General features: G+C 71.8%; 16 protein-coding genes. 9 read left to right on the forward strand and 7 right to left on the reverse strand.

The features are described from left to right. Positions 1-71: 71 nt before the first annotated feature. Complete coding sequence (locus tag ACIBH1_RS37000; RefSeq protein ID WP_397318691.1) at positions 72-962, forward strand: phytanoyl-CoA dioxygenase family protein; 891 nt, start codon at positions 72-74, stop codon at positions 960-962. 11 nt (positions 963-973) lie between these two features. On the opposite strand, the gene ACIBH1_RS37005 is transcribed toward ACIBH1_RS37000, so the two are convergent. After that, a complete protein-coding gene (locus ACIBH1_RS37005) occupies positions 974-1,450 on the reverse strand; it encodes a hypothetical protein (RefSeq protein WP_397318692.1) in 477 nt (158 codons plus the stop codon). 17 nt (positions 1,451-1,467) lie between these two features. Beyond that, positions 1,468-3,882 carry a PKD domain-containing protein gene (locus tag ACIBH1_RS37010; RefSeq protein ID WP_397318693.1) on the reverse strand — a complete coding sequence of 805 codons (2,415 nt, stop codon included), beginning with the start codon at positions 3,880-3,882 and terminating at the stop codon, positions 1,468-1,470. A gap of 204 nt (positions 3,883-4,086) precedes the next feature. Here ACIBH1_RS37010 and ACIBH1_RS37015 point away from each other — a divergent pair, with 204 nt between their 5' ends. After that, a complete protein-coding gene (locus ACIBH1_RS37015) occupies positions 4,087-4,932 on the forward strand; it encodes an oxidoreductase (RefSeq protein ID WP_397318694.1) in 846 nt (281 codons plus the stop codon). Between the two features lie 13 nt (positions 4,933-4,945). On the opposite strand, the gene ACIBH1_RS37020 is transcribed toward ACIBH1_RS37015, so the two are convergent. The 3 genes from ACIBH1_RS37020 to ACIBH1_RS37030 are packed head-to-tail and all read right to left on the reverse strand — an operon-like array spanning position 4,946 to position 7,022. Beyond that, complete coding sequence (locus ACIBH1_RS37020) at positions 4,946-5,713, reverse strand: alpha/beta fold hydrolase (protein WP_397318695.1); 768 nt, start codon at positions 5,711-5,713, stop codon at positions 4,946-4,948. A 20-nt stretch (positions 5,714-5,733) separates the two neighbouring features. Further along, the gene (locus ACIBH1_RS37025; RefSeq protein WP_397318696.1) at positions 5,734-6,276 is read right to left on the reverse strand and encodes a dihydrofolate reductase family protein; all 543 of its coding nucleotides are present in this window, start codon (positions 6,274-6,276) and stop codon (positions 5,734-5,736) included. A 56-nt stretch (positions 6,277-6,332) separates the two neighbouring features. Further along, a complete protein-coding gene (locus tag ACIBH1_RS37030; protein WP_397318697.1) occupies positions 6,333-7,022 on the reverse strand; it encodes a helix-turn-helix domain-containing protein in 690 nt (229 codons plus the stop codon). Between the two features lie 95 nt (positions 7,023-7,117). Here ACIBH1_RS37030 and ACIBH1_RS37035 point away from each other — a divergent pair, with 95 nt between their 5' ends. Genes ACIBH1_RS37035 through lysX form a run of 3 tightly spaced genes read left to right on the forward strand, consistent with a single transcriptional unit; the run spans position 7,118 to position 12,859 of the window. Continuing rightward, positions 7,118-8,317 carry an MFS transporter gene (locus ACIBH1_RS37035; protein WP_397318698.1) on the forward strand — a complete coding sequence of 400 codons (1,200 nt, stop codon included), beginning with the start codon at positions 7,118-7,120 and terminating at the stop codon, positions 8,315-8,317. A 4-nt stretch (positions 8,318-8,321) separates the two neighbouring features. After that, complete coding sequence (locus ACIBH1_RS37040; protein WP_397318699.1) at positions 8,322-9,638, forward strand: DUF998 domain-containing protein; 1,317 nt, start codon at positions 8,322-8,324, stop codon at positions 9,636-9,638. Between the two features lie 38 nt (positions 9,639-9,676). Further along, positions 9,677-12,859 carry a bifunctional lysylphosphatidylglycerol synthetase/lysine--tRNA ligase LysX gene (lysX, locus tag ACIBH1_RS37045; protein WP_397318700.1) on the forward strand — a complete coding sequence of 1,061 codons (3,183 nt, stop codon included), beginning with the start codon at positions 9,677-9,679 and terminating at the stop codon, positions 12,857-12,859. Here the strand turns inward: lysX and ACIBH1_RS37050 are convergent, their stop codons facing one another. Further along, positions 12,860-13,624: a hypothetical protein gene (locus ACIBH1_RS37050; RefSeq protein WP_397318701.1), complete on the reverse strand. Its 765-nt coding sequence runs from the start codon at positions 13,622-13,624 to the stop codon at positions 12,860-12,862. A gap of 64 nt (positions 13,625-13,688) precedes the next feature. On the opposite strand from ACIBH1_RS37050, the gene ACIBH1_RS37055 reads away from it, so the two are divergent. The 4 genes from ACIBH1_RS37055 (at position 13,689) to ACIBH1_RS37070 (ending at position 17,548) form a co-directional block, all read left to right on the forward strand. Continuing rightward, on the forward strand, positions 13,689-14,069 hold the full coding sequence (locus ACIBH1_RS37055; RefSeq protein ID WP_397318702.1) for a DUF2255 family protein: 381 nt from the start codon (positions 13,689-13,691) through the stop codon (positions 14,067-14,069). A gap of 8 nt (positions 14,070-14,077) precedes the next feature. Further along, entirely contained in the window at positions 14,078-14,992 is a 915-nt protein-coding gene (locus ACIBH1_RS37060) for an aldose 1-epimerase family protein (RefSeq protein ID WP_397318842.1), read from the forward strand. A gap of 17 nt (positions 14,993-15,009) precedes the next feature. Then, a complete protein-coding gene (locus tag ACIBH1_RS37065; protein WP_397318703.1) occupies positions 15,010-16,371 on the forward strand; it encodes a glucose-6-phosphate dehydrogenase in 1,362 nt (453 codons plus the stop codon). Between the two features lie 181 nt (positions 16,372-16,552). Continuing rightward, positions 16,553-17,548, forward strand: coding sequence for a TerC/Alx family metal homeostasis membrane protein (locus ACIBH1_RS37070; RefSeq protein WP_397318704.1), 996 nt, complete (start codon positions 16,553-16,555; stop codon positions 17,546-17,548). Here the strand turns inward: ACIBH1_RS37070 and ACIBH1_RS37075 are convergent. After that, entirely contained in the window at positions 17,481-19,520 is a 2,040-nt protein-coding gene (locus ACIBH1_RS37075) for a heavy metal translocating P-type ATPase (protein ID WP_397318705.1), read from the reverse strand. The two genes, ACIBH1_RS37070 and ACIBH1_RS37075, sit on opposite strands and share 68 nt — an antisense overlap. Positions 19,521-19,605: the final 85 nt, after the last annotated feature.

The raw sequence follows: 19,605 nt of genomic DNA on the forward strand, positions 1-19,605 counted from the left end.
CCGACAAAACTCCAAACGACTCCGGAATCCGTGTATACCCCATCGCTGGCAGCGCCCCTGACCATGGGTTCATGACCCTCACGGAAACCGGTCCGGCGTCGACAGATGTCCTCACCTCCAACGGCCACCGGCTCGACCCCGGCCCGCGGCGCCTCGGAAGGCTCGAACCCGTCCCGCAGACCGAACGCCACGACCGTGCCGCCCTGCGGCACCGCCTGGCCCGCGACGGCTACCTCTTCCTGCCCGGCTTCCTCGATCGCGAGACGATCCTGGCGTTCCGCCGCCACTACTTCACCGCGCTGGCCGGGACCGGCATCCTGGAGCCGGGCACCGACCCCCAGGCGGGCAAGGCCGCGTACGGCAGGCGCGACCTCGAGGCGATGCGCCGGGTGTTGTTCCGCGAGATCGTGCCGGGCCCCGAATACGAGGCGCTGTGCCGCCACCCGCGCATCGTCGCGTTCTACCGGTGGCTCCTGGGCGGCGACGACCTCCACCTGCACCGCAGGAAGCTGATCAGGCACATCGGGCCGGGCGAATCGGGCATCGGCACCGCCACGCAGGCCCACTACGACCTCGTCTACCTGCGTCAGGGCACCGACAAGGTGCTGTCGTCCTGGATCCCGCTCGGCGACTGCCCGCTGGAGCGCGGCCCGCTGATCTACCTGGAGGGCAGCCACCACCGCGTCCGCGCCGAGGAGGCGGCGGGCACGCTCCGCCACCCGGCCGCCTCGATCACCGCCGACCTGCCGGCGCTGGCCGAGGAGTACGACACCCGCTGGCTCGTCGCCGACTTCGAGGCCGGCGACATGATGGTGCACGGCGCGCACATCATTCACGCGTCACTGGACAACGTCGATCCCCAGGGCCTGTACCGGCTGTCGACCGACATCCGCTACCAGTCGTCCGCCGAGGTGATCGATCCCCGCTGGCAGAACCACTGGCACGCGAACGACGGCCTCTGACGACGCCCCGCTCAGGAGGGCTGGTGCCGGGAGGGCCAGAACTGCAGCAGGAGGCGCTCCGTCCCGCGCAACGCGTGGATGTCGGGGTCGGGGGTGAGCGCGGCGATCTCGGCGCGGCCACAGGCGTGGGCGCGCAGGTGGTAGGCGCCCCGGGGGCCGACGCGGAGGATCTGGGTGCCGGGAGGCGTGACAAGGGGGTGGACCTCGAGGTCGCCGCTGCTCAGCCGTACCACCCGCTCCTCGACGACCTCCCAGGCGCGGTCTGCGGGCGGGGCGGGCGGGGCGGACGGCCAGACCTCCAGGGTGAGGGCAGCGTAGTGGTCGGTGTGCCCGGCGCTGGCGACGATCACCGCGTTGTCGCCGGTGAACAGCCACTGACGGCGGTCGTCCAGGTCGGGGACGACCTGGACGCCGCCGTCGTCGAGGAGCGAGATCAGGCCGTTGACGACGAGGACGTCCATCTCCAGGCGAACCATCCGTCGTGTCATCGGCCTGTCTCCCGTTCTCAGTGGTGGATGGTGATCGAGCCCCCGGCGGTGTCCTGCGGCTCGGTCAGGTCGAGGTCGTAGTCGACGCCGGGACGGTTGTCGTAGACGACCGCCTGGCCGGGGATCGGGTCGCCGGTCCAGGCGACGATTCTGAATCTATCCGGGTCGTCGTAGCCGTAGGCGACGAAGCGGGTGCCCGTCTCGGTGACGCCCTTGACCGCGACCTTCCCGTCGGGGGTCACGACCAGCCATTCCAGGGTGCGCGAGGTGAGGCTGAAGCCGGACCCGTCGAGGCGGAAGGCGACCTTGCCACCGCTGGGAGCCGGGCCGTCGTCCTGTTTGTGATACTTCGGGTTGAAGGTGAAGTGGGCCTTGCCCGTCGCGGCGGGGTCTGCGGTCAGGGCCCCGGCGGGCGAGTCGATGAAGCCTCCCGCCGTGGCGGATCCGGCGTCGGGGTCGTAGACGATGACCATGACCGTGTCCGTGTCGGCGCCGGTGTCGTCGTCGGCCACCCTGGGCTTGATCGTGTACATGCCCGGGTGGGCGAAGGTGTGGGTGCGCTTGCAGGCCCTGCCGGAGGAGGCGAAGGTCTCGACCGTGCCGTCGTCCCAGTCCACCGTGCACTCGTGGGTGTCGTTCTGGGCCGGTTCGGTGAACCTGCCCTCGAACGTGACCGGTTCGCCGGCCTTGAACACCTGCCAGGGCTGCGGCTTGACGATGCCGGGCACGTCGGCGGCCTCAGAGGTGGCCAGTTGCGGCATCAGCCGCCGGATGCGGGGCGGGACGTTGCGCAGGGTGACGGTGGCGCTGTCGCTCACCGAGGCGTTGACGCCGTCGCTCGCGGTCAGGGTGACCGTGAACGTGCCGTCGTCGTTGCACTGGATCTCGGTGTTCGCCGAGTGCGGGCGGGTGAAGAAGCACGAGGCGCCCGCGTCGGTGCCGGGGCCGGGCGCGTAGGTCCAGTGCACGCCGACCTCGCCCTCGGGGTCGCTGGCGCTGCCGTACAGGGGCACCAGGAAACCCTCGTCACCGGTCACGTCGGGACCCGCGTTGACCGTGGGCGGCTGGTTGGGGGTGCCGCCCTCGTCGTCCTGGTTGGTGCAGTACTCGTCGGAGGCGTTCTCGTCCCTGTCGTGGATGTGCACGTAGTAGGGGTCCTGCGCCTCCTCCGGCACCTCCTCGCGCCAGACGAGGATCCGGTCGTCCTTGTAGTAGCGGCCCAGCGCGTTGCCCGCGCAGCTGTTCTGGCGGCCGTTGACGCCCAGGACGGAGAAGTTCCAGTCCCCGACGCCCGCACCCTCCTTGCTGGAGGCGAAGGGGTACTCGTCGCACTGCTGTGTGGTCTTGTCGTACTTGTGCGGCGGCAGGCCGTCGGCGAAGTACGGCGTGCCCTGGTTGCAGGCCTGGGTCTTCTGGTAGCTGTTCTTGCCGTACTGCGTCTGGTTCTCCATGATGCGGTGCAGCGCCGGATCGTCCCGGTCGCCGGTGAACTTGCCCGGGATCTGCTTGCCCTGCTTGAGCGGCCAGGTCAGGCAGCCGGGATCCTGCGCGCACTGGATGTGCTGGGCGACCTCGAGGACCTTCGGGTTGCGCAGCGAATACTGCATGTGCGGGATGACGTCGTCCATGATGCACGCCTTGGAGCGCGACTTGGGGAAGCCCACCGTCGCGGAGTCGCAGCGGATCTTGTGCGGGGGCATGGACATCGGGCCGACGTCGGGCTTGCTGTGCGAGAAGGCCCGGATCTTGAACTGCCAGTCATGGCGACGGACCAGGTCGGGCCCGCTGCCGCCGTTCTCGCTGGAGCTGACGGTCCAGTAGTGCCAGCTGTCGTCGTTCTCCCAGTCGCGGAAGGTGCCGCCGACGGTCGCGCCGCCGGCCGAGCAGCCCCCGAGCCAGGTGACGCAGTCGACCCAGATGTGGAAGATCGCGGAGGGCATCGGGTTGGGGAACGGCCACTCGCCGTTCTCGTAGTGCATCGTGCCCTTCTCGGCGCGCATGAAGACGCGCACGCTCCGGTCGCCGTCGTCACGGCCGTAGGCGACGGCCCGCATCACGAAGCTGGCGTGTCCCTCGACGTCGCCGTCCTCGTCCCTGACCTCTGCGCCGATGCGGTTGCGCTGGCACCAGAGGAACCGGTTGTAGACGCGTCCCTGGACCGAGCCTCCGCCCTCGCTCATCCAGCACGGGTCCAGCTCGCCCTCGTTGGGTGAGGCCGGAGGCTTCCTCGGGCCGGACGCGGCGAGCGGGGCGACGTAGGTTTCGCTGTCGCGCTCGATCGCCGCCTGGCGGGATCGGGGGGCGGTGAGGGGTTCGATGATGGGGTGGAGCGTTAAGTGACCCTCCGGCGGTGAGTCGGGGTCGGCGCTGGCGGTGGCGGTGGCGGTCACCAGGGGTAAGAGCAGGGCCGCGACTGCGCAGATGGCGCCCATGCGTAAGGACACCCTCCGAGCTGATGACATGAAATCTCCCCGTTGGACGAAAATCTCCCCGTTGCCACATAAGTGGCGACAAGTGCGTTCGTACATGGAGTTGATGAGGGCGTCAAGATCCGGGCCGAGCGGGCTTGATCTAGACCCGGCTCTAGGTTCTACCGTCTGCCTGGTCCACCATCGGATGCCTGAAGAGGGAAGAACATGAACGTCTGGTTCGTCACCGGCGCGTCGCGCGGGCTGGGCGCGGAGATCACCCGCGAGGCCCTGGACCGTGGCCACAGCGTCGTCGCCACGGCCAGGGACGCGTCGGCGGTGCTTCGCGCGCACCCGGACGAGCCCGCCGGGTTGCTGGCCGTGAGCGCGGACGTGACCGATCCGGGGCGGCTGGCGGCCGCGGTGCGGGCGGGGCTGGACCGGTTCGGGCGGATCGACGTCGTGGTCAACAACGCCGGTTACGGTGTCGTGGGCGCCGTCGAGGAGGTGTCCGACGAGGCCGCCCGGGCTCTGTTCGACGTCAACGTGTTCGGCGCCCTGAACACCTTGCGCGCCACCCTGCCGGTGCTACGCGAGCGGCGATCCGGGCACGTGGTGAACATCGGCTCCGTGGGCGGCTTCGCCACCGCGCCGGGGGTGGGCCTGTACGGGGCGTCGAAGTTCGCGCTGGAGGGCATCTCCGAGGCGCTTCACGGCGAGCTGGCGCCGCTCGGCGTCCGCGTCACGATCGTCGAGCCCGGCGGGTTTCGCACCGATTTCCTCAACGAGTCGAGCATGAGGACCGAACCGGCGTCCATCGCGGACTACGTCGCCGGGGCCGGGCCGGTGCGCGAGGCCCTGGCCCGGCACGACGGCCGCCAGCCCGGGGATCCGGCGAAGGCGGCCAGGGCGATCGTGGACCTCACGGAGGTCGCCGAGCCCCCGCTGCGGCTGCAGCTGGGCGCCGACGCGGTCGAGCGCGTGCAGGCCAAGCTGGGGCTGGTGCAGCGGGAACTCGACGAGTGGCGGCACGTGGCGCTGTCGACCGGCATCGCCGACTCCAGGTCGACGTAGGGCGCTCCCCTGATCACTCGCCCAGGAACGCGGTCACCATCGGCAGCACCAGGTCCGGACGGATGACCTGCAGGTGCTTGGTGTCCGGCAGGATCGCCAGTCGCGCGTCCGGCAGCAGCTGCTTCACCTCGACGACGTGCTCCAGCCGGACGAAGTCGGTGTCGCCGACGATGATCAGGACCGGCATGGTCATCCGGGCCAGCTGCTCGTCGGTCCAGCCTTCGAAGTCGTGGACCACCGTCTCGATCTTCTGCACGAACGGGTAGAAGTCCTCGGGGTCGGGCGCGACCTCCTCGTAGGCACGCTGCATCGCCGCCGCGTCCGCCTCGGTCGGCATCCGGGGCGAACTCAGGTCCATGTCGGTGATCTCGCGGTGGTACGCCTCGGAGCGGGTCGCCCGGAAGTGGGAGGCCGCCAGCACGACCCGGCGGACCCGGTCCGGGGTGGAGACGGCCACCTCGGTGGCCGTCAGCCCGCCCAGGCTGTAGCCGAACCAGTCGGCCTCCTCGACGCCGAGGTGGTCGAGCAGCGCGATCACGTCGTCGGCGCACTGCCTGATGGAGAACGGCCGGTCGCCTCCGGCGGTGTGCCCGTGCCCCTGCAGCTCGATGCCGATCACCTTGCGCTCGGCGGTCAGGGCGGGCAGGAGCGCGTCGAAGCTCAGGTGGAAGGTGTACGCGCCGCCGTGCAGCATGATCAGCGGCGGCCCCGGCCGGTCGGCGCCCAGGATCTCGTAGTAGAGGTCGATGCCGTTCACCGCGGCGTACGCACCGTGCGTCATGTCGTTTCCCCCGTCGTCGTCTACCGGGTCAGCCGGTAGGTCAGCACCACCGTGCCGTTGCCGAGCTCGGTCACCTTCGTCAGGTCCATCGCGGTCGTCGCGATGCCGGCCAGCAGAGACTCGCCCGACCCTGCCACGAAGGGGGAGATGCTCAGGTGCAGCTCGTCGAGCAGCCCGGCTTCGACCAGGGCCCGGCTGAACGGGCCGTTGCCGTACTTCACCAGCGTGCCGTCGCCGGCCTCCTTGAGCCGGGCGACCGCCTCGACCGGGTCGCCCTGCAGCACCTGCGCGTTCCACGTGGTCTCGGTCAGCGTGCCGGAGGCGACGTGCTTCGGCAAGGAGTTGATCTTGTCGGCGACGTCGCCGGTCATGGTCGGCCAGGTCTGGGCGAAGCCCTCGTAGGTCACCCGGCCGAGCACGAGCCCGACCGCCGAGGACAGCAGGCCGAGCTGGTAGGCGAAGTGGTTGTCGTTCGGGACGACCTCCGACTGCCCGGCCCACCAGGCGTCGCCGGCCATCCGCCCGTCGATCGACAGGTGGTCGTATTCGATCAGTTTTCGCACGTCCGGGAGTCAACCATCCGGCTGATCGCTGCGTCTTGTATCGAACCGAACCCGGGTCACCACGCCAGGAACGTGCTGCTGGACCTCAGCTCGCCCGGCGTGTGACCGGTCGCCCACCGCATGGCACGCGCGAGTTGCGACTGGTCGTAGAAGCCGCCGGCGGTGACCACCTCGGCGATCGTCCTGCCCGCCACGAGGAGCTGGGCGGCGTGCCGTGCCCGCTCGATGCTGGCGAGCTTGCGGTGGGAGATCCCGACGGCCCGGCGGAAACGGAGCTGCGCGATCCGCTCCGACATGCCGCGCGGCCGTTCGCCGTGCCGGATCTCGTCGACGAGCGGGTCGAAGGCCAGCAGCCCGGCGCGCACCAGCCGGTCGACGAAGACGTCGACGTTCTGCTCGGTCGGCATCTCCCAGTCGCGGTTGTCGAGCAGGATGCGGCCGCCGGGCAGCGTGGGCAGCAGCGCGTCCCTGAGGTCGGTCAGCCGGGAGGGCGGGTAGAGCGGCAGGTAGGCGCCGACGCGTAATTCCACGCCGAAGAACTCCGAGCCTTCCGGGCACGTCATCGAGGTGCCGCTCGTCTCCGGGCCCTTCACGTGCACCGTCAGCCGCCCGCGGCCCCACGCGAACGCGATCATGGACGAGGGTTTGATCACCGAGCTGAAGCCGGTCGTGGCCTCGCATCGGGCCGACCACACCCGTTGCACGAGCGGGATCTCGCCGGCCACCGCGTTGAAGATGAACCCCACCCTGCGTGAGTCTAGACCGTGGAGCTCTGCCCGATTGATCACCCGCGGGAACCCGCCCAGGTCTAGGTTGGCCCGTAACGATCTGGAGGAGACCCGTGACCAAAGCCATGGCTCCGCTGCTCATCGCGGCGATTGTCCTGTTCTCGGCCCAGCAGCTGCTCACCCCCGTGCTGGCGCCGCTCTCCCGAGCGTTGCGGCTGACCGAGACGCAGCTCGGCCTGGTCGTCACGGTCGCCGCCGCCGCGCTGACCGTCGCCAGCCCCTTGTGGGGCCACGCGCTGCGGGTGATCGGGTTACGCGCGGTCCTCGTGATCGGACTCGGGCTCTCCACCGCGGGCCTGGCCGGGTTCGCCGCGGTGTCGGCCGCCGGGCTCGACGGCGCGCTGGAGCCGGGCACCACCTTCGTGCTGATGCTCGTGGCGCGAAGCCTGGTGTTCGGTGTCGGGCTCGCCGCGGTGCCGGTGGCCGCGCTCGCCGTGGCCGGCACCGTCCCCGAGGCCGACAGGACTCGCGCCACCGGCCTGGTCGGGGCGTCGCAGGGCCTGTCGCTGATCGTCGGCCCCGCCGGCGGCGGCGCCCTCGCGGTGATCTCGCTGATGGTCCCGCTCTACGTCGCGCCCGTGCTGTCCGCGCTGCTGCTCATCTGGGTGCTGGCCACGGTACGGCCGGCCCGGCCGCCCCGCGTCGACGGCCCGCGCCCGGCCGGGGTGCGCCCGTGGCAGGCGAACATGTGGCCGCTGCTGGCCACGGGCTTCTTCCTCTACCTGTCGCTGGGCCTGATCCAGGTCGTCGTCGGCTTCCTCGTCGCCGACCGGCTGGGCCTGGACGCGCAGCAGACCGCGGGCGCCGTCGGCATCGTCCTGGTCACCGCCGGCGTCGTGCTCGTCGGCGTCCAGGCGGCCGTGGTCCCGGCGCTCGGCTGGCCGGCGCTGCGCCTCATGCGGGCAGGCGCGCCCGTCGCCCTGCTCTCGTTCGTCGTCCTGTACATCGCGCACGATCTCTGGCTCATCGCCGTGGCGTTCGGCCTGCTCGGGCTGGGGCTCGGGCTGGCGGTCCCGGGCTTCACCGCCGCTCCCAGCCTCGTCGTCGGCCCCGACCAGCAGGGATCCGTCTCGGGCCTGGTCAACGCCACGGTCGGGGCCACCTTCATCGCGGGACCGGCGCTCGGCACCTTCCTGTACGAGCTGAGTCCCGAGGCCACGATCGTGGGCTCGCTGCTGTCGGCCGTGATCGCCCTGGGCCTGGTCTGGCTCTCCCCCGCCGCCCGGCACCTGCGCCGCCCAGTGATTTCATGACTACGTGGAGCGAAGCCTGACGGTGGTCGCCGCGGCCGCGTTCGTCGCGGCGGCGCTGCTCTACAGCGCGTGGATCCCCTTCCAGTTCGTCACCCCGGGCGCCGACGCCGTGAACGGCTACGTCAGCGAACTGGCCGCCCGCGACCAGCCGTGGTCGGGCACGCTCCGCCTCACCGACGCCCTGTCGGGCCTGGCCTGCCTGCTCGGCACGGCCCTGACGCCGAGGGTGGCCGCCGAATGGCCGGGCCGGCTCGCCCTGGCGCTGTTCGGCCTCTTCACCGTCGCCGACAGCGCCTTCCCGCTCGACTGCGCCTGCACCCGTGCCGTCTACTCCCTCTCCCACCACCTGCACTCCGTCACCAGCACGCTCGCCACCGGCGCGGTGCTGGCCTCGATGGTGCTGCTCAGCCGTCGCTGGCGCAGCGCTCCCGCGTGGACCATCACCGTCGCGTCCGCGGCGGCCACGATCATGACCCTCGCCGCCGTCGCGGCCGGCGCGTTCATCGGGACGACGCAGCGGATCCAGGTCGTCCTGATCGCCGCCTGGCTGCTCTGCCTCGCCGTCCGGCTCGCGACCGCCGGCGCGCGCCGTGACACGGCCCCGATGCGCGTGGTGAGCGAGGGATCCGGCCCGCCCGTCCTGCTCGTGACCGGGGTGGCGGGGTCCTGGTTCCACTGGGACGCCGTCGCGGGCGACCTGGCCGCCGACCACCGGGTGATCCGCTTCGACCGCCCGGCGCCGCAGGCCCCGCCCACGCTGTACGGCGAGGCCGAACGCCTGGCCGGTTTCGACGGCAGCCGTTTCACCGTGATCGCCCATTCGGCCGGAGCCTGGCACGCCGAGGCGCTGGCCAGGCTCCATCCCTCGCGCGTGGCCGGGCTCGTCCTCGTCGACCCCAGCTGCGAGCCCCGCCCTCGACGGCGCACCTCGGCTCCCGGCCGGGCGCTCGGCCGGTGGCTTCCGGCGTGGGGCTCGACCTGGTCGGCGGCGGCGCTCGCCCGCCTGCTCGGCCCTCCGGTCCACCGTCTGCTCACCGGCGTCCGGGACCGCGGCGGCGTCTACCGGTCGGGCCCGTTCCTGGCCGCCTCGATGGGCGAATGGCTCGCCTACCGCGACATGGCCGCCGACCTGGAGGAGATCCGCCGCGCGCGCCCGTGGCCCGGCATCCCGGTCGTGATCATCACGGCGGGCCGCGCCAACGCCTGCCATGAGGCTCTCGCGGCGGAGTGGCGGGCCAGGCTCGTGCGCGTCCCCGACGCGGGCCACCAGCTTCCCCGCCTGAACCCGCAGCTCATCGCCGAGGCCTGCCGCTCATTGTGAGCAGTTAACAACACTGAGTAGTCGGGTATATCCGGACAATGAAGGCGCGGTGGGGGTGGGTGCCCCGAGGGCTGTCGCTGGCGCTCGCGGCCATGGCGGCCTACTCGGCGATCACCGCGTTGTTCCGCCCGCTGCGTGAGCTCCTCCACCCCGTCACCGCGTGGTTCGACGCGTTCGTCTTCCCCCTGGAGCCCAACCTGGCCTACGCCGTCTTCCTGGCCCTGCTCGCCGGGGCGATCGCCCGCCGCAAACGGGCCGCCTACCGCCTGCTGCTTGGCTTCCTCTGGGTGACGCTCTTCTTCGACCTCCTGATCGGCCTGCTGCTCTGGATCGACCCCGGCCCGGGCGACCGTGGGGCGGCGCTCCAGGCAGGAGTCAACGGCGCCGTGACCGTCGCCCTGCTGGTGGTGCTGCACCTGGCGCGCAAGGAGTTCTACGCCAAGGTGCAGCGCGCCTCGTTCCGCAAGGCGCTGCTCACCCTGGCGGGCGGGCTGGCGATCTCCTTCTGCGTCGGATACGCCCTGGTCTCGGCCTTTCCCGGCACGCTGCGGCAGGGAGAGCGCGCGCTGTGGGTGCTGGAGAAGGTGCTCGGCGGAGCCGTACAACTGGATCCGAGCAGGCAGGGCCACGGCCAGCCGTGGGTCTCCTTCCTGATCGGGGCGATGAGCGCGATCGCGCTGCTGGTGGCGTTCGCGGTGCTGTTCCGCTCGCAGCGGGCCACGGCCGAGCTGCTGCCGGGCGACGAGCTGCGGCTGCGCGAGCTGCTGGCGGCGGAGGGGGAACGCGACTCGCTCGGCTACTTCGCCACCCGGCGCGACCGGGCGGCGATCTTCTCGCCGAGCGGCAAGAGCGCCGTCTCCTACCGGGTCGTGGCGGGGGTGAGCCTGGCGGGCGGCGACCCCATCGGCGATCCCGAGGCGTGGGAACCCGCGATCAGGAAGTGGCGCGACCAGGCCACGGAGTACGGCTGGGTCTGCGCGGCGATCGGCGCGGGCGAGGAGGGAGCGCGCCACTACGCCAGGGCGGGGCTGAAGGTCCTGCAACTGGGCGACGAGGCGATCGTGCACGTGGCCGGCTTCACGCTGCAGGGCCGCGAGATGCGCGGGGTACGGCAGGCGGTCAACCGGGTGGAGCGCGCCGGATACACGCTCCGGGTGCGCCGCCACGCCGATCTCGGCGCGGAGGAGATGCGCACCGTGATCGCCCGCGCCGACGCCTGGCGCGACACCGAGACCGAACGCGGCTTCTCCATGGCGCTCGGCCGCCTGGGCGACCCGGCAGACGGGCGCTGCGTCCTGGTCGAGGCGCTCACGGCCGACGGGGACGAGGCGGCGCTGCTGTCGTTCGTGCCGTGGGGCGAGCGCGGCCTGTCGCTCGACCTGATGCGGCGCGACCGCGAGGCCGACAACGGGCTCATGGAGTTCATGGTCTCCGGGCTGGTCAAGCAGGCGCCGGGGCTCGGCGTCGACCAGATCTCGCTGAACTTCGCCGTCTTCCGCGCCGCCTTCGAGGAGGGCGCCAGGATCGGGGCCGGGCCCGTGCTGCGCGCCTGGCGCGGCACGCTGCTGTTCTTCTCCCGGTGGTGGCAGCTGGAGTCGCTCTACCGCTCGAACGTCAAGTACCGGCCCGAGTGGGCGCCGCGTTTCCTCGCCTACGCCGACACGCGTGACCTGCCGAAGGTCGCGCTCGCCTCGGCGATCGCCGAGGGCTTCCTGACCGTGAGCAGCCTGCCGGCGATGCTGCACCGGGGCGAGATCCACCATCGGCAGGCCCCGCTGGACCCTCAACCGGAGCCGGTGGAGCCGCCGCCCGCCCGCCTGCCCGACCAGACGGAGGTGCGCACCGCCAAGCTGGCCCTGGTCGCCGAGCCGTACCCGGTGGGCTTCTCACGCACGCACACCACCGCGCAGGCGGCGACGGTCGGCGAGCGGGTGACCGTCGCCGGGCGGATCATGCTCGTCCGCGACCACGGCGGCGTGATCTTCGCCTCGCTGGCCGACTGGTCGGGGACACGGCAGCTCATGCTGACCGATCCGGAGCGGATGGCGCGCTGGCGGCGCGTCGTCGACCTGGGCGACCACGTGGGCTGCACCGGCGAGGTGACTCTGTCGGACAAGGGCGAGCTGTCCGTGCTGGTGCGCGAGTGGACGCTCACCGCCAAGTGCCTGCGCCCGCTACCCGGCAAGCGGGGCGGCCTGGCCGATCCCGAGGCGCGGGTGCGTCAGCGCTACCTGGACCTGATCACCGATCCCGAGGCGCGGCGCATGTTGCGGGTGCGCGCGGCGGCGGTGCACGCCCTGCGCGACGGCCTGGCACGACGCGGCTTCCTCGAGGTGGAGACGCCGATACTTCAGCCCGTGCACGGCGGCGCCGCCGCCAGGCCGTTCGTCACCCACAGCAACGCCCACGACCTGCGGCTGTATCTGCGGATCGCGCCGGAGCTGTACCTGAAGCGCCTGTGCGTCGGCGGCGTGGAGCGGGTCTTCGAGCTGGGCAGGACGTTCCGCAACGAGGGCGTGTCACACAAGCACAACCCCGAGTTCACCATGCTCGAGGCCTACCAGGCCTACGCCGACTACCGCGACATGCTCCACCTCACCCGCGAACTCGTCCAGGAGGCCGCACGGGCCGCGCTGGGCGGCGAGGTCGTGCGCGGCGTCGACATCTCGGGCGAGTGGCCCGTCGTCCCGGTCAACGAGGCCATCTCCCGGGCGGCGGACGCCGAGGTCACCGCGGACACCGGGCAGAAGGAGCTGAGGAGGCTCTGCGACCGTCTCGGCGTGCCGTACAGCCCGGCCTGGGGTCGCGGGGCGCTGGTCCTGGAGCTGTACGAGCGGCTCGTCGAGGAGCGCACCGCCGCGCCGGCCTTCTACATCGACTTCCCCGCCGACGTGTCGCCGCTGACCAGGCCGCACCGCGACGACCCGCGGCTGGCCGAGCGCTGGGACCTGGTCGCCTTCGGCAGCGAGATCGGCACGGCCTACTCCGAGCTCGTCGACCCGATCGAGCAGCGACGCCGGCTCACCGAGCAGTCGCTGCTGGCCGCGGCCGGCGACGCGGAGGCGATGGAGCTGGACGAGGAGTTCCTGCTCGCCCTGGAGTACGCGATGCCGCCGACCGGCGGGCTGGGCATCGGCGTGGACCGGCTCGTCATGCTGCTGACGGGGGCCTCCATCAGGCAGACGCTGCCCTTCCCTCTGGTGCGCCCGCAGCGGGGCTGACTACGTGCCGGGCGACGACGGGCCGCCCGCGATGAGATCGCCCAGCTTCGTGACCAGGTGACGGACGGGGCGGTACAGCCGCGCCTCGCGCCTGGTCGCCCTGTCGAGCTTGCGCGAACCCTCCGTGTATCTCCAGCGGGCCCACGGGGAGCCGGGCCTGGCCAGCCGGATGGCGCCCACGATCGAGAACAGCCCGACGAACAGGCCGATGAGCCCGGTCCAGATCTTCCCCTTGAGCAGGGTGATCGAGGCCATCGCGAGGTTGAAGACCAGCGTGAGGCCGATCACCCAGGCAGCCTCCGCGACGTCGTCGCCGTCGTCGGGGCCGAAGTCCTCGATGCCCAGCGGCCGCAGCCCGAGCAGCGCCAGCCCGCACAGGGCGATGGCGACGAACACCACCTGCACGGACAACCGGCCCTGCTCCGACCAGTAGACGTCCTTCAGGTGCAGCACCAGCGCGAACTCGTCCAGCACCAGCGCCGCCCCGACGCCGAACAGGGCGGCCGTGACGCCCGCCGCGGGCGAGGACGGCGCCTCGATCACCAGGCCGCCGATCCCTCCCACGCACATGAACACCAGCCCGAAGACCACGTGATGGATGTGGTGGCCGCCCGGCGTGACGTTCCCCGGCCACCAGCGCACCTGGCGGCGGATCATGCGCACGCTGAACCGGATGAACAGGAAGGTCACGATGAACGCGGCGAGGAAGCAGAACATGCGCAGCCGGCCGGTGTCCACGATCTCCCGCGCGAACCAGTCCCCCATGGCAACCCCCCTCCCGTCACGATACACACAGTGACATATAGTGACGCTCTGGAGTGGAGGGGGCATGACCATGGCCATCTGGACCGGCGACGAGCTCGCCAGCATCGACGGAGCCGAGGAGTTGCGGCTGCAGTCGCAGAGAAGCGACGGCTCGCTGCGGGCGCCGGTGACCATGTGGGTCGTGCGAGCCGGGGACGAGGTCTTCGTCCGCTGCATGAACGGGCGCGACGGCGCCTGGTTCGGCGGCGCCCTCACCCGTCACCAGGGGCACATCAGGGCGGGCGGCGTCAGCAAGGACGTCGACCTCGTCGAGATGCGCGACGAGGGCGTCAACGACCAGGTCGACGCGGCCTACCGCGGCAAGTACGGCCGCTATTCGAGCATCGTCGACAGCATGGTGACACCGGACGTGCGCGCCGCGACCCTGCGGCTGCTGCCCCACTGACGGCCGTGATGACCACCACGGGCGAGCAGTTCACGATCACCGCCGGGCCGTACCGGGCGGTGGTGACCGAGTCGGGGGCGAGCCTGCGCGAGCTGACCTGGCAGGGCCTGCCGCTCGTCCTCCCGCACGACGCCGACGAGGTCGCGCCCGCCGCGCTCGGCCAGTTGCTGATCCCCTGGCCGAACCGGATCGACCGCGGGCGCTACGTCTGGGACGGCGAGCCGTACCAGCTCGACGTCTCCGAGCCCGCCCGCGACTGCGCGATCCACGGCCTGGCCCGGTGGCAGCGGTGGACGGCGGACGAGCACGGGCCCGGCCTGCTGCGGATGGGCTGCGTGCTGCTGGGCACGCCCGGGTATCCGTTCGTCCTGGCCCTGCGCGCCGACTACACCCTGGACGCCGACGAGGGCCTGACGATCCGGGTCACCGCGACGAACCGGGGATCGCGGGCCGCGCCGTACGGGCACGGGGCCCACCCCTACCTGACGGTGGGCCGCCCGATCGACGAGTGCACCGTGCGGCTGCCCGCCGCGGAGCACCTTCCGGTCGACGACCGGATGATCCCGTCCGGAGGGACCCTGCCGGTGGACGGCACCGACTACGACCTGCGCGCCGGCCGGGTGCTGGGCGCGCAGTCCATCGACCTGGCCTTCACCCGGCTGGAGCGCGACTCCGGCGGGCGGGCGTGGGTGCGGCTGTCCGGCGGCGGGCGCACGACGTCGCTCTGGCTCGACGAGGCCCACCCGTGGCTGGAGGTCTACACCGCCGACGACGTCCCCGCCGACCGGCGGCGCATGGGACTCGGCGCCGAGCCCATGACCTGCCCGCCCAACGCCTTTGCCACCGGCGTCGACCTGGTCCGCCTGGCGCCGGGCGACAGCTTCACCGGGTCCTGGGGAATCGTCGCGGGCGAGGTCCCGTGACCCATGGGAGAGGAAACATGACCACCACACCGCGCGCCGGGGCGCTCGTCCTGTTCGGCATCACCGGCGACCTGGCCAGGAAGAGCCTGCTGCCCGCCCTGTACCGGCTCGTCGAGCAGGGCAGGCTGACCGAACCCGTGGTCGGGGTCGTGCGGGGCGACTGGACGCTCGACAAGGTACGGCAACGCGCGCGTGAGGCGATCTCCGCCCGCCTGCCGCTGGACGAGAAGAGCTTCGCGACCTTCTGCGAGCTGCTGCGCGTGGCCGTCGTCGACTACGACGACGCCGCGACCTTCGCCGGCATCGCCGAGCAGACCGACGGGCTCGGCTACCTGGCGCACTACCTGGCCATCCCGCCCAGCCTGTTCACCACGGTCGCGGCCGACCTGGCCGAGGCCGGGCTGAACGAGCGGGCGCGGCTGGTGGTGGAGAAGCCGTTCGGCCACGACCTGGCCTCCGCCCGCGAGCTCCAGGACGCGCTGACCCGCTCCTTCCCGGAGGAACGGCTGCGCCGCGTCGACCACTTCCTCGGCAAGGACGTGATCGAGGACCTGCTGACGTTCCGCACCGCCAACACGCTGATGAGCGCCGCCCTGACCAGCCCGCACGTGCGCGGCGTGCAGGTGACCATGGCCGAGGACTTCGACGTGGCCGACCGCGGCTCCTTCTACGACGCCGTCGGCGCGCTGCAGGACGTGGTCCAGAACCATCTGCTGCAGACGCTGGCCTTCCTCATCATGGACCGGCCCGCGGGCGACGACCCGGTGGCGATGCTGGACGCCAAGGCCGAGGTGCTCAGGACGGTGCGCGCGGTGCCGCCGGACGACTACGTGCGCGGCCAGTACGCGGGCTACCTGGACGTGCCGGGCGTCAAGCCGGACTCGACCACGGAGACCTACGCCGCGCTGCGGCTGTACGTGGACGACGAACGCTGGTCGGGCGTGCCGTTCACGATCCGCGCGGGCAAGAGCATGGCCGCCAAGACCCTGGAGATCGTCATCGAGCTCCGGCCGGCCGGCGACCGCCCCGCCAACCTCATCCGCTTCCGCCTCGACCCGAAACCGGGCGTCACCTTCGACCTGCTGGCCAAGAGCGCCGGCGGCGACGGGACCGACCCGGTCGCCGCCACGCTCGACTTCGCCTGCCTGTCGGGCGACGACGTCCGCGCCTACATGCACATCCTGGAGGACGCCGTCACCGGCGACCCGCACCGCTTCTCGCGCATGGACATCGTCGAGGAGTGCTGGCGCATCGTCGGCGACATCCTCGCCCCGGCCGCCCCGCCCATCGTCTACAGGCCGGGCACGTGGGGGCCGCAGGAGGCCGACCGGCTGACCCTCGACGGCCGGTGGTGGCCGCTGGAGAACGCGCCGGAGTAGAGCGCCCCGGGCCGCTGCCTGGACGTATACGGTCGCAGGCCATAATCTGGACGGCGCGAGGGGAGTACTTCCCAAGTGCCGATCCGGTCAGTACGGACACGACCTGGTGTCCCCGGACGGCCGCCCGTACACCGGGTGAAGGAGACCTCGAACGACGACGTGCGTTCGAGGAGGACCCTTCGTGTCCAACGCCACGAGTATCGGCACGCCCTTTCTCTGGGGCGTCACCCTGGCCGTCCTGGCCCTGCTCCTGATCATCGACTTCCTGCTCACGCGCCGCCCGCACGCGGTGGCCATGCGGGAGGCGGTCGGCTGGTCGGTGTTCTACCTGGCCCTGCCCGTCGGCTTCGGCTTCTACGTGTGGCAGGCGTACGGGGGCGGCGTCGCGGCCGAGTTCTTCACCGGCTACGTGGTGGAGAAATCGCTGTCGGTCGACAACCTGTTCGTGTTCATGCTGCTGCTGGCCGCCTTCGCCGTGCCCGCCGAGCTGGCCCAGCGGGTCCTGCTGTACGGCATCGTCGGAGCGCTGGTGCTCCGCGCGGTCTTCATCGCCCTGGGCGCGGCCGTCCTGCAGAGCGGCACCTGGGCGTTCCTGCTGTTCGGCGCCATCCTCGTGGTCACCGCGATCAAGATTCTCAAGGAGGCGCTCTCCCATCGGGACCAGGCGGTGGACATCTCCTCCATGCGCAGCATCCGGCTGGTGCGCAGGTTCATGCCGGTCACCGACGACTACCACGGCTCCCGCCTTGTCGTACGGCAGGGCGGCCGCCGCGCGCTGACGCCGCTCGCGCTGGCCATGGTGGCCGTCTTCGCCACCGACATCGTCTTCGCCGTCGACTCCGTCCCGGCCGTGTACGGCGTGACGGAGGATCCCTTCCTGGTGTTCGCCACCAACGCGTTCGCCCTGCTGGGCCTGCGGGCGCTCTACTTCGTGCTGCAGGGGGTCCTCGCCAAGCTGCGCCACCTCAACCACGGCCTGGCCGTCATCCTGGCGTTCATCGGGGTCAAGCTGGTGCTGCACTGGGCCCACGGCATCTGGGCCTGGGTGCCCGAGATTCCCACGCTGGCCTCGCTCGGGGTCATCATCGGGGTCCTGGCCACGGTCACGGTCACGAGCCTGCGCGCGTCCCGGGCCGAGGAGGCGCGGGCCGCTCCGGAGCCGGTCGAGCGGAGCTGAGCGGGACGACCGTGTCCGGGCGCAGGTCGAGCCGGCGGAGCAGCTGCGCGTTCAGCGCCACCACCACGGTCGACAACGACATCAGCACCGCCCCGACCGACATCGGCATGACGAACCCCACCGGTGCCAGGACGCCCGCGGCCAGCGGCACCGCGATGAGGTTGTACCCGGCCGCCCACCACAGGTTCTGCTTCATCTTGCGGTAGGCGGCACGGGACAGCTCCATCAGCGCGACCACCGAGCGGGGATCGTCACCGGCGAGGATCACCCCCGCCGAGCCGATCGCGACGTCGGTGCCCGCCCCGATGGCGATGCCGACGTCCGCCTGGGCGAGGGCGGGCGCGTCGTTGACGCCGTCGCCGACCATCGCGGTCATCGCGCCTTCGTCCTGGAGTCCCTGGACGCGGCCGGCCTTCTCCTCGGGGCGGACTCCCGCGAAGACCCGATCGATGCCCAGCTCCCGGCCGACCGTCTCGGCCACGGCCGCGGCGTCGCCGGTCATCATGACGACCTCGACGTCCCGCTCCCGCAGCGCGGCGACGGCCGCCCGCGACTCGGGGCGGATCTCGTCGGCGAGTGCGATGGCTCCGGCGACGTGCCCGTCGTTCAGGACGTGCAGGATGATGGAGCCGTCCTCCCGCCAGGCGCGCGCGGCGCCGACCTCGGCCGCTCCCGCCTCGGCGAGCATCGCGGGCCCGCCGACCCGCACGGTCGTGCCGTCCACGGTCGCGGTGACGCCCACGGCGGGTGCGGAGGAGAAGTCCGACGCCGCGGAGACCCGCAGGCCACGCTCGCGGGCGGCGGCGACGATGGCCCGCGCCAGCGGATGCTCGGAGTCGGCCTCGGCGGAGGCGGCCAGCGCCAGCACCTCCTCACCGGGCAGCACGCCGGGGGCCACGGCGGTGACCGCCGGCCTGCCCTTGGTGAGGGTGCCCGTCTTGTCGAAGACCACGGTCCGCACCCGTCGCATGCTCTCGAGCGCCAGGCGATCCTTGATCAGCATGCCGCCGCGGGCCGCGCGTTCCGAGGCGATCGCCACGACCAGCGGGATGGCCAGGCCGAGCGCGTGCGGGCAGGCGATGACCAGGACGGTGATGCTCCGCACGATCGCCTCGTCGGGGCGGCCCAGCAGCGCCCACACCACGGCGGTGACGATCGCCGCGCCGAGCGCGAACCAGAACAGCCAGGCCGCCGCCGTGTCGGCCAGGCGCTGCGCCCGCGACGAGGAGTTCTGCGCCTCGGCGACCAGCCTGCCGATGCCGGCCAGCGCGGTGTCCTCGCCGACCGCGCTCACCTGGATCCGCAGACCGGAGTCGGTCGCGACCGCCCCTGCGGTGACCGCGTCGCCTTCGCCCCGCCGTACGGGACGGGACTCGCCGGTGATCATGGACTCGTCCATGCCGGCCGAGCCCGCGACGACCACGCCGTCGGCGGGCACCCTGCCGCCGGGGCGCACCACCACCAGGTCGCCGACCCTCAGCGAGGCGGGCGCGACGGTGGTGGTCTCGCCGTTCGGCTCGACGCGTTCGGCCTCGTCGGGCAGCAGTTCGGCCAGGGAGTCGAGGGCCGAGGTGGTCATGGCCAGCGATCGCATCTCGATCCAGTGGCCGAGCAGCATGATCACGATCAGGAGCGCCAGCTCCCACCAGAAGTCCAGCTCGTGGTGGAGCAGGCCGAGGCTGGCGCCCCAGGAGGCCAGGAAGGCGACGGTGATCGCCAGCGCGATCAGGGTCATCATGCCGGGCTTGCGCGCCCGCAGTTCGCCCGCCGCTCCGGTCAGGAACGGGCGGCCGCCCCACGCGTACATCAACGAGCCGAGCACCGGCGACACCCACGCCAGCCAGGGGAGGTCGGGCAGGCTGTAGCCGAGCAGGCCGGCGAACATCGGCGAGCAGACGACCACCGGGACGGCGAGGATCAGCATGATCCAGAACAGCCGCCGGAAGCTCGCCACGTGATGATCGTGGTTCATGGACTCGCCGTGATCCATTCTTGCCCTTCCCCCTGTCGCCCCCCTCCCCCTGGCGTCCCCGCCGGAAGGCAATGGGACGCCCTGT

The organism is Nonomuraea sp. NPDC050663 (genome assembly GCF_044456985.1).
Taxonomy (GTDB): Bacteria; Actinomycetota; Actinomycetes; order Streptosporangiales; family Streptosporangiaceae; genus Nonomuraea.

Coding starts and splice junctions, on each gene's coding strand:
- ACIBH1_RS37055 (WP_397318702.1), top strand. CDS start 13,689: ATGACCATGGCCATCTGGACCGGCGACGAGCTCGCCAGCATCGACGGA.
- ACIBH1_RS37010 (WP_397318693.1), bottom strand. CDS start 3,882: ATGGGCGCCATCTGCGCAGTCGCGGCCCTGCTCTTACCCCTGGTGACC.
- ACIBH1_RS37075 (WP_397318705.1), bottom strand. CDS start 19,520: ATGAACCACGATCATCACGTGGCGAGCTTCCGGCGGCTGTTCTGGATC.
- lysX (WP_397318700.1), top strand. CDS start 9,677: ATGAAGGCGCGGTGGGGGTGGGTGCCCCGAGGGCTGTCGCTGGCGCTC.
- ACIBH1_RS37050 (WP_397318701.1), bottom strand. CDS start 13,624: ATGGGGGACTGGTTCGCGCGGGAGATCGTGGACACCGGCCGGCTGCGC.
- ACIBH1_RS37005 (WP_397318692.1), bottom strand. CDS start 1,450: ATGACACGACGGATGGTTCGCCTGGAGATGGACGTCCTCGTCGTCAAC.
- ACIBH1_RS37065 (WP_397318703.1), top strand. CDS start 15,010: ATGACCACCACACCGCGCGCCGGGGCGCTCGTCCTGTTCGGCATCACC.
- ACIBH1_RS37000 (WP_397318691.1), top strand. CDS start 72: ATGACCCTCACGGAAACCGGTCCGGCGTCGACAGATGTCCTCACCTCC.
- ACIBH1_RS37015 (WP_397318694.1), top strand. CDS start 4,087: ATGAACGTCTGGTTCGTCACCGGCGCGTCGCGCGGGCTGGGCGCGGAG.
- ACIBH1_RS37060 (WP_397318842.1), top strand. CDS start 14,078: ATGACCACCACGGGCGAGCAGTTCACGATCACCGCCGGGCCGTACCGG.
- ACIBH1_RS37020 (WP_397318695.1), bottom strand. CDS start 5,713: ATGACGCACGGTGCGTACGCCGCGGTGAACGGCATCGACCTCTACTAC.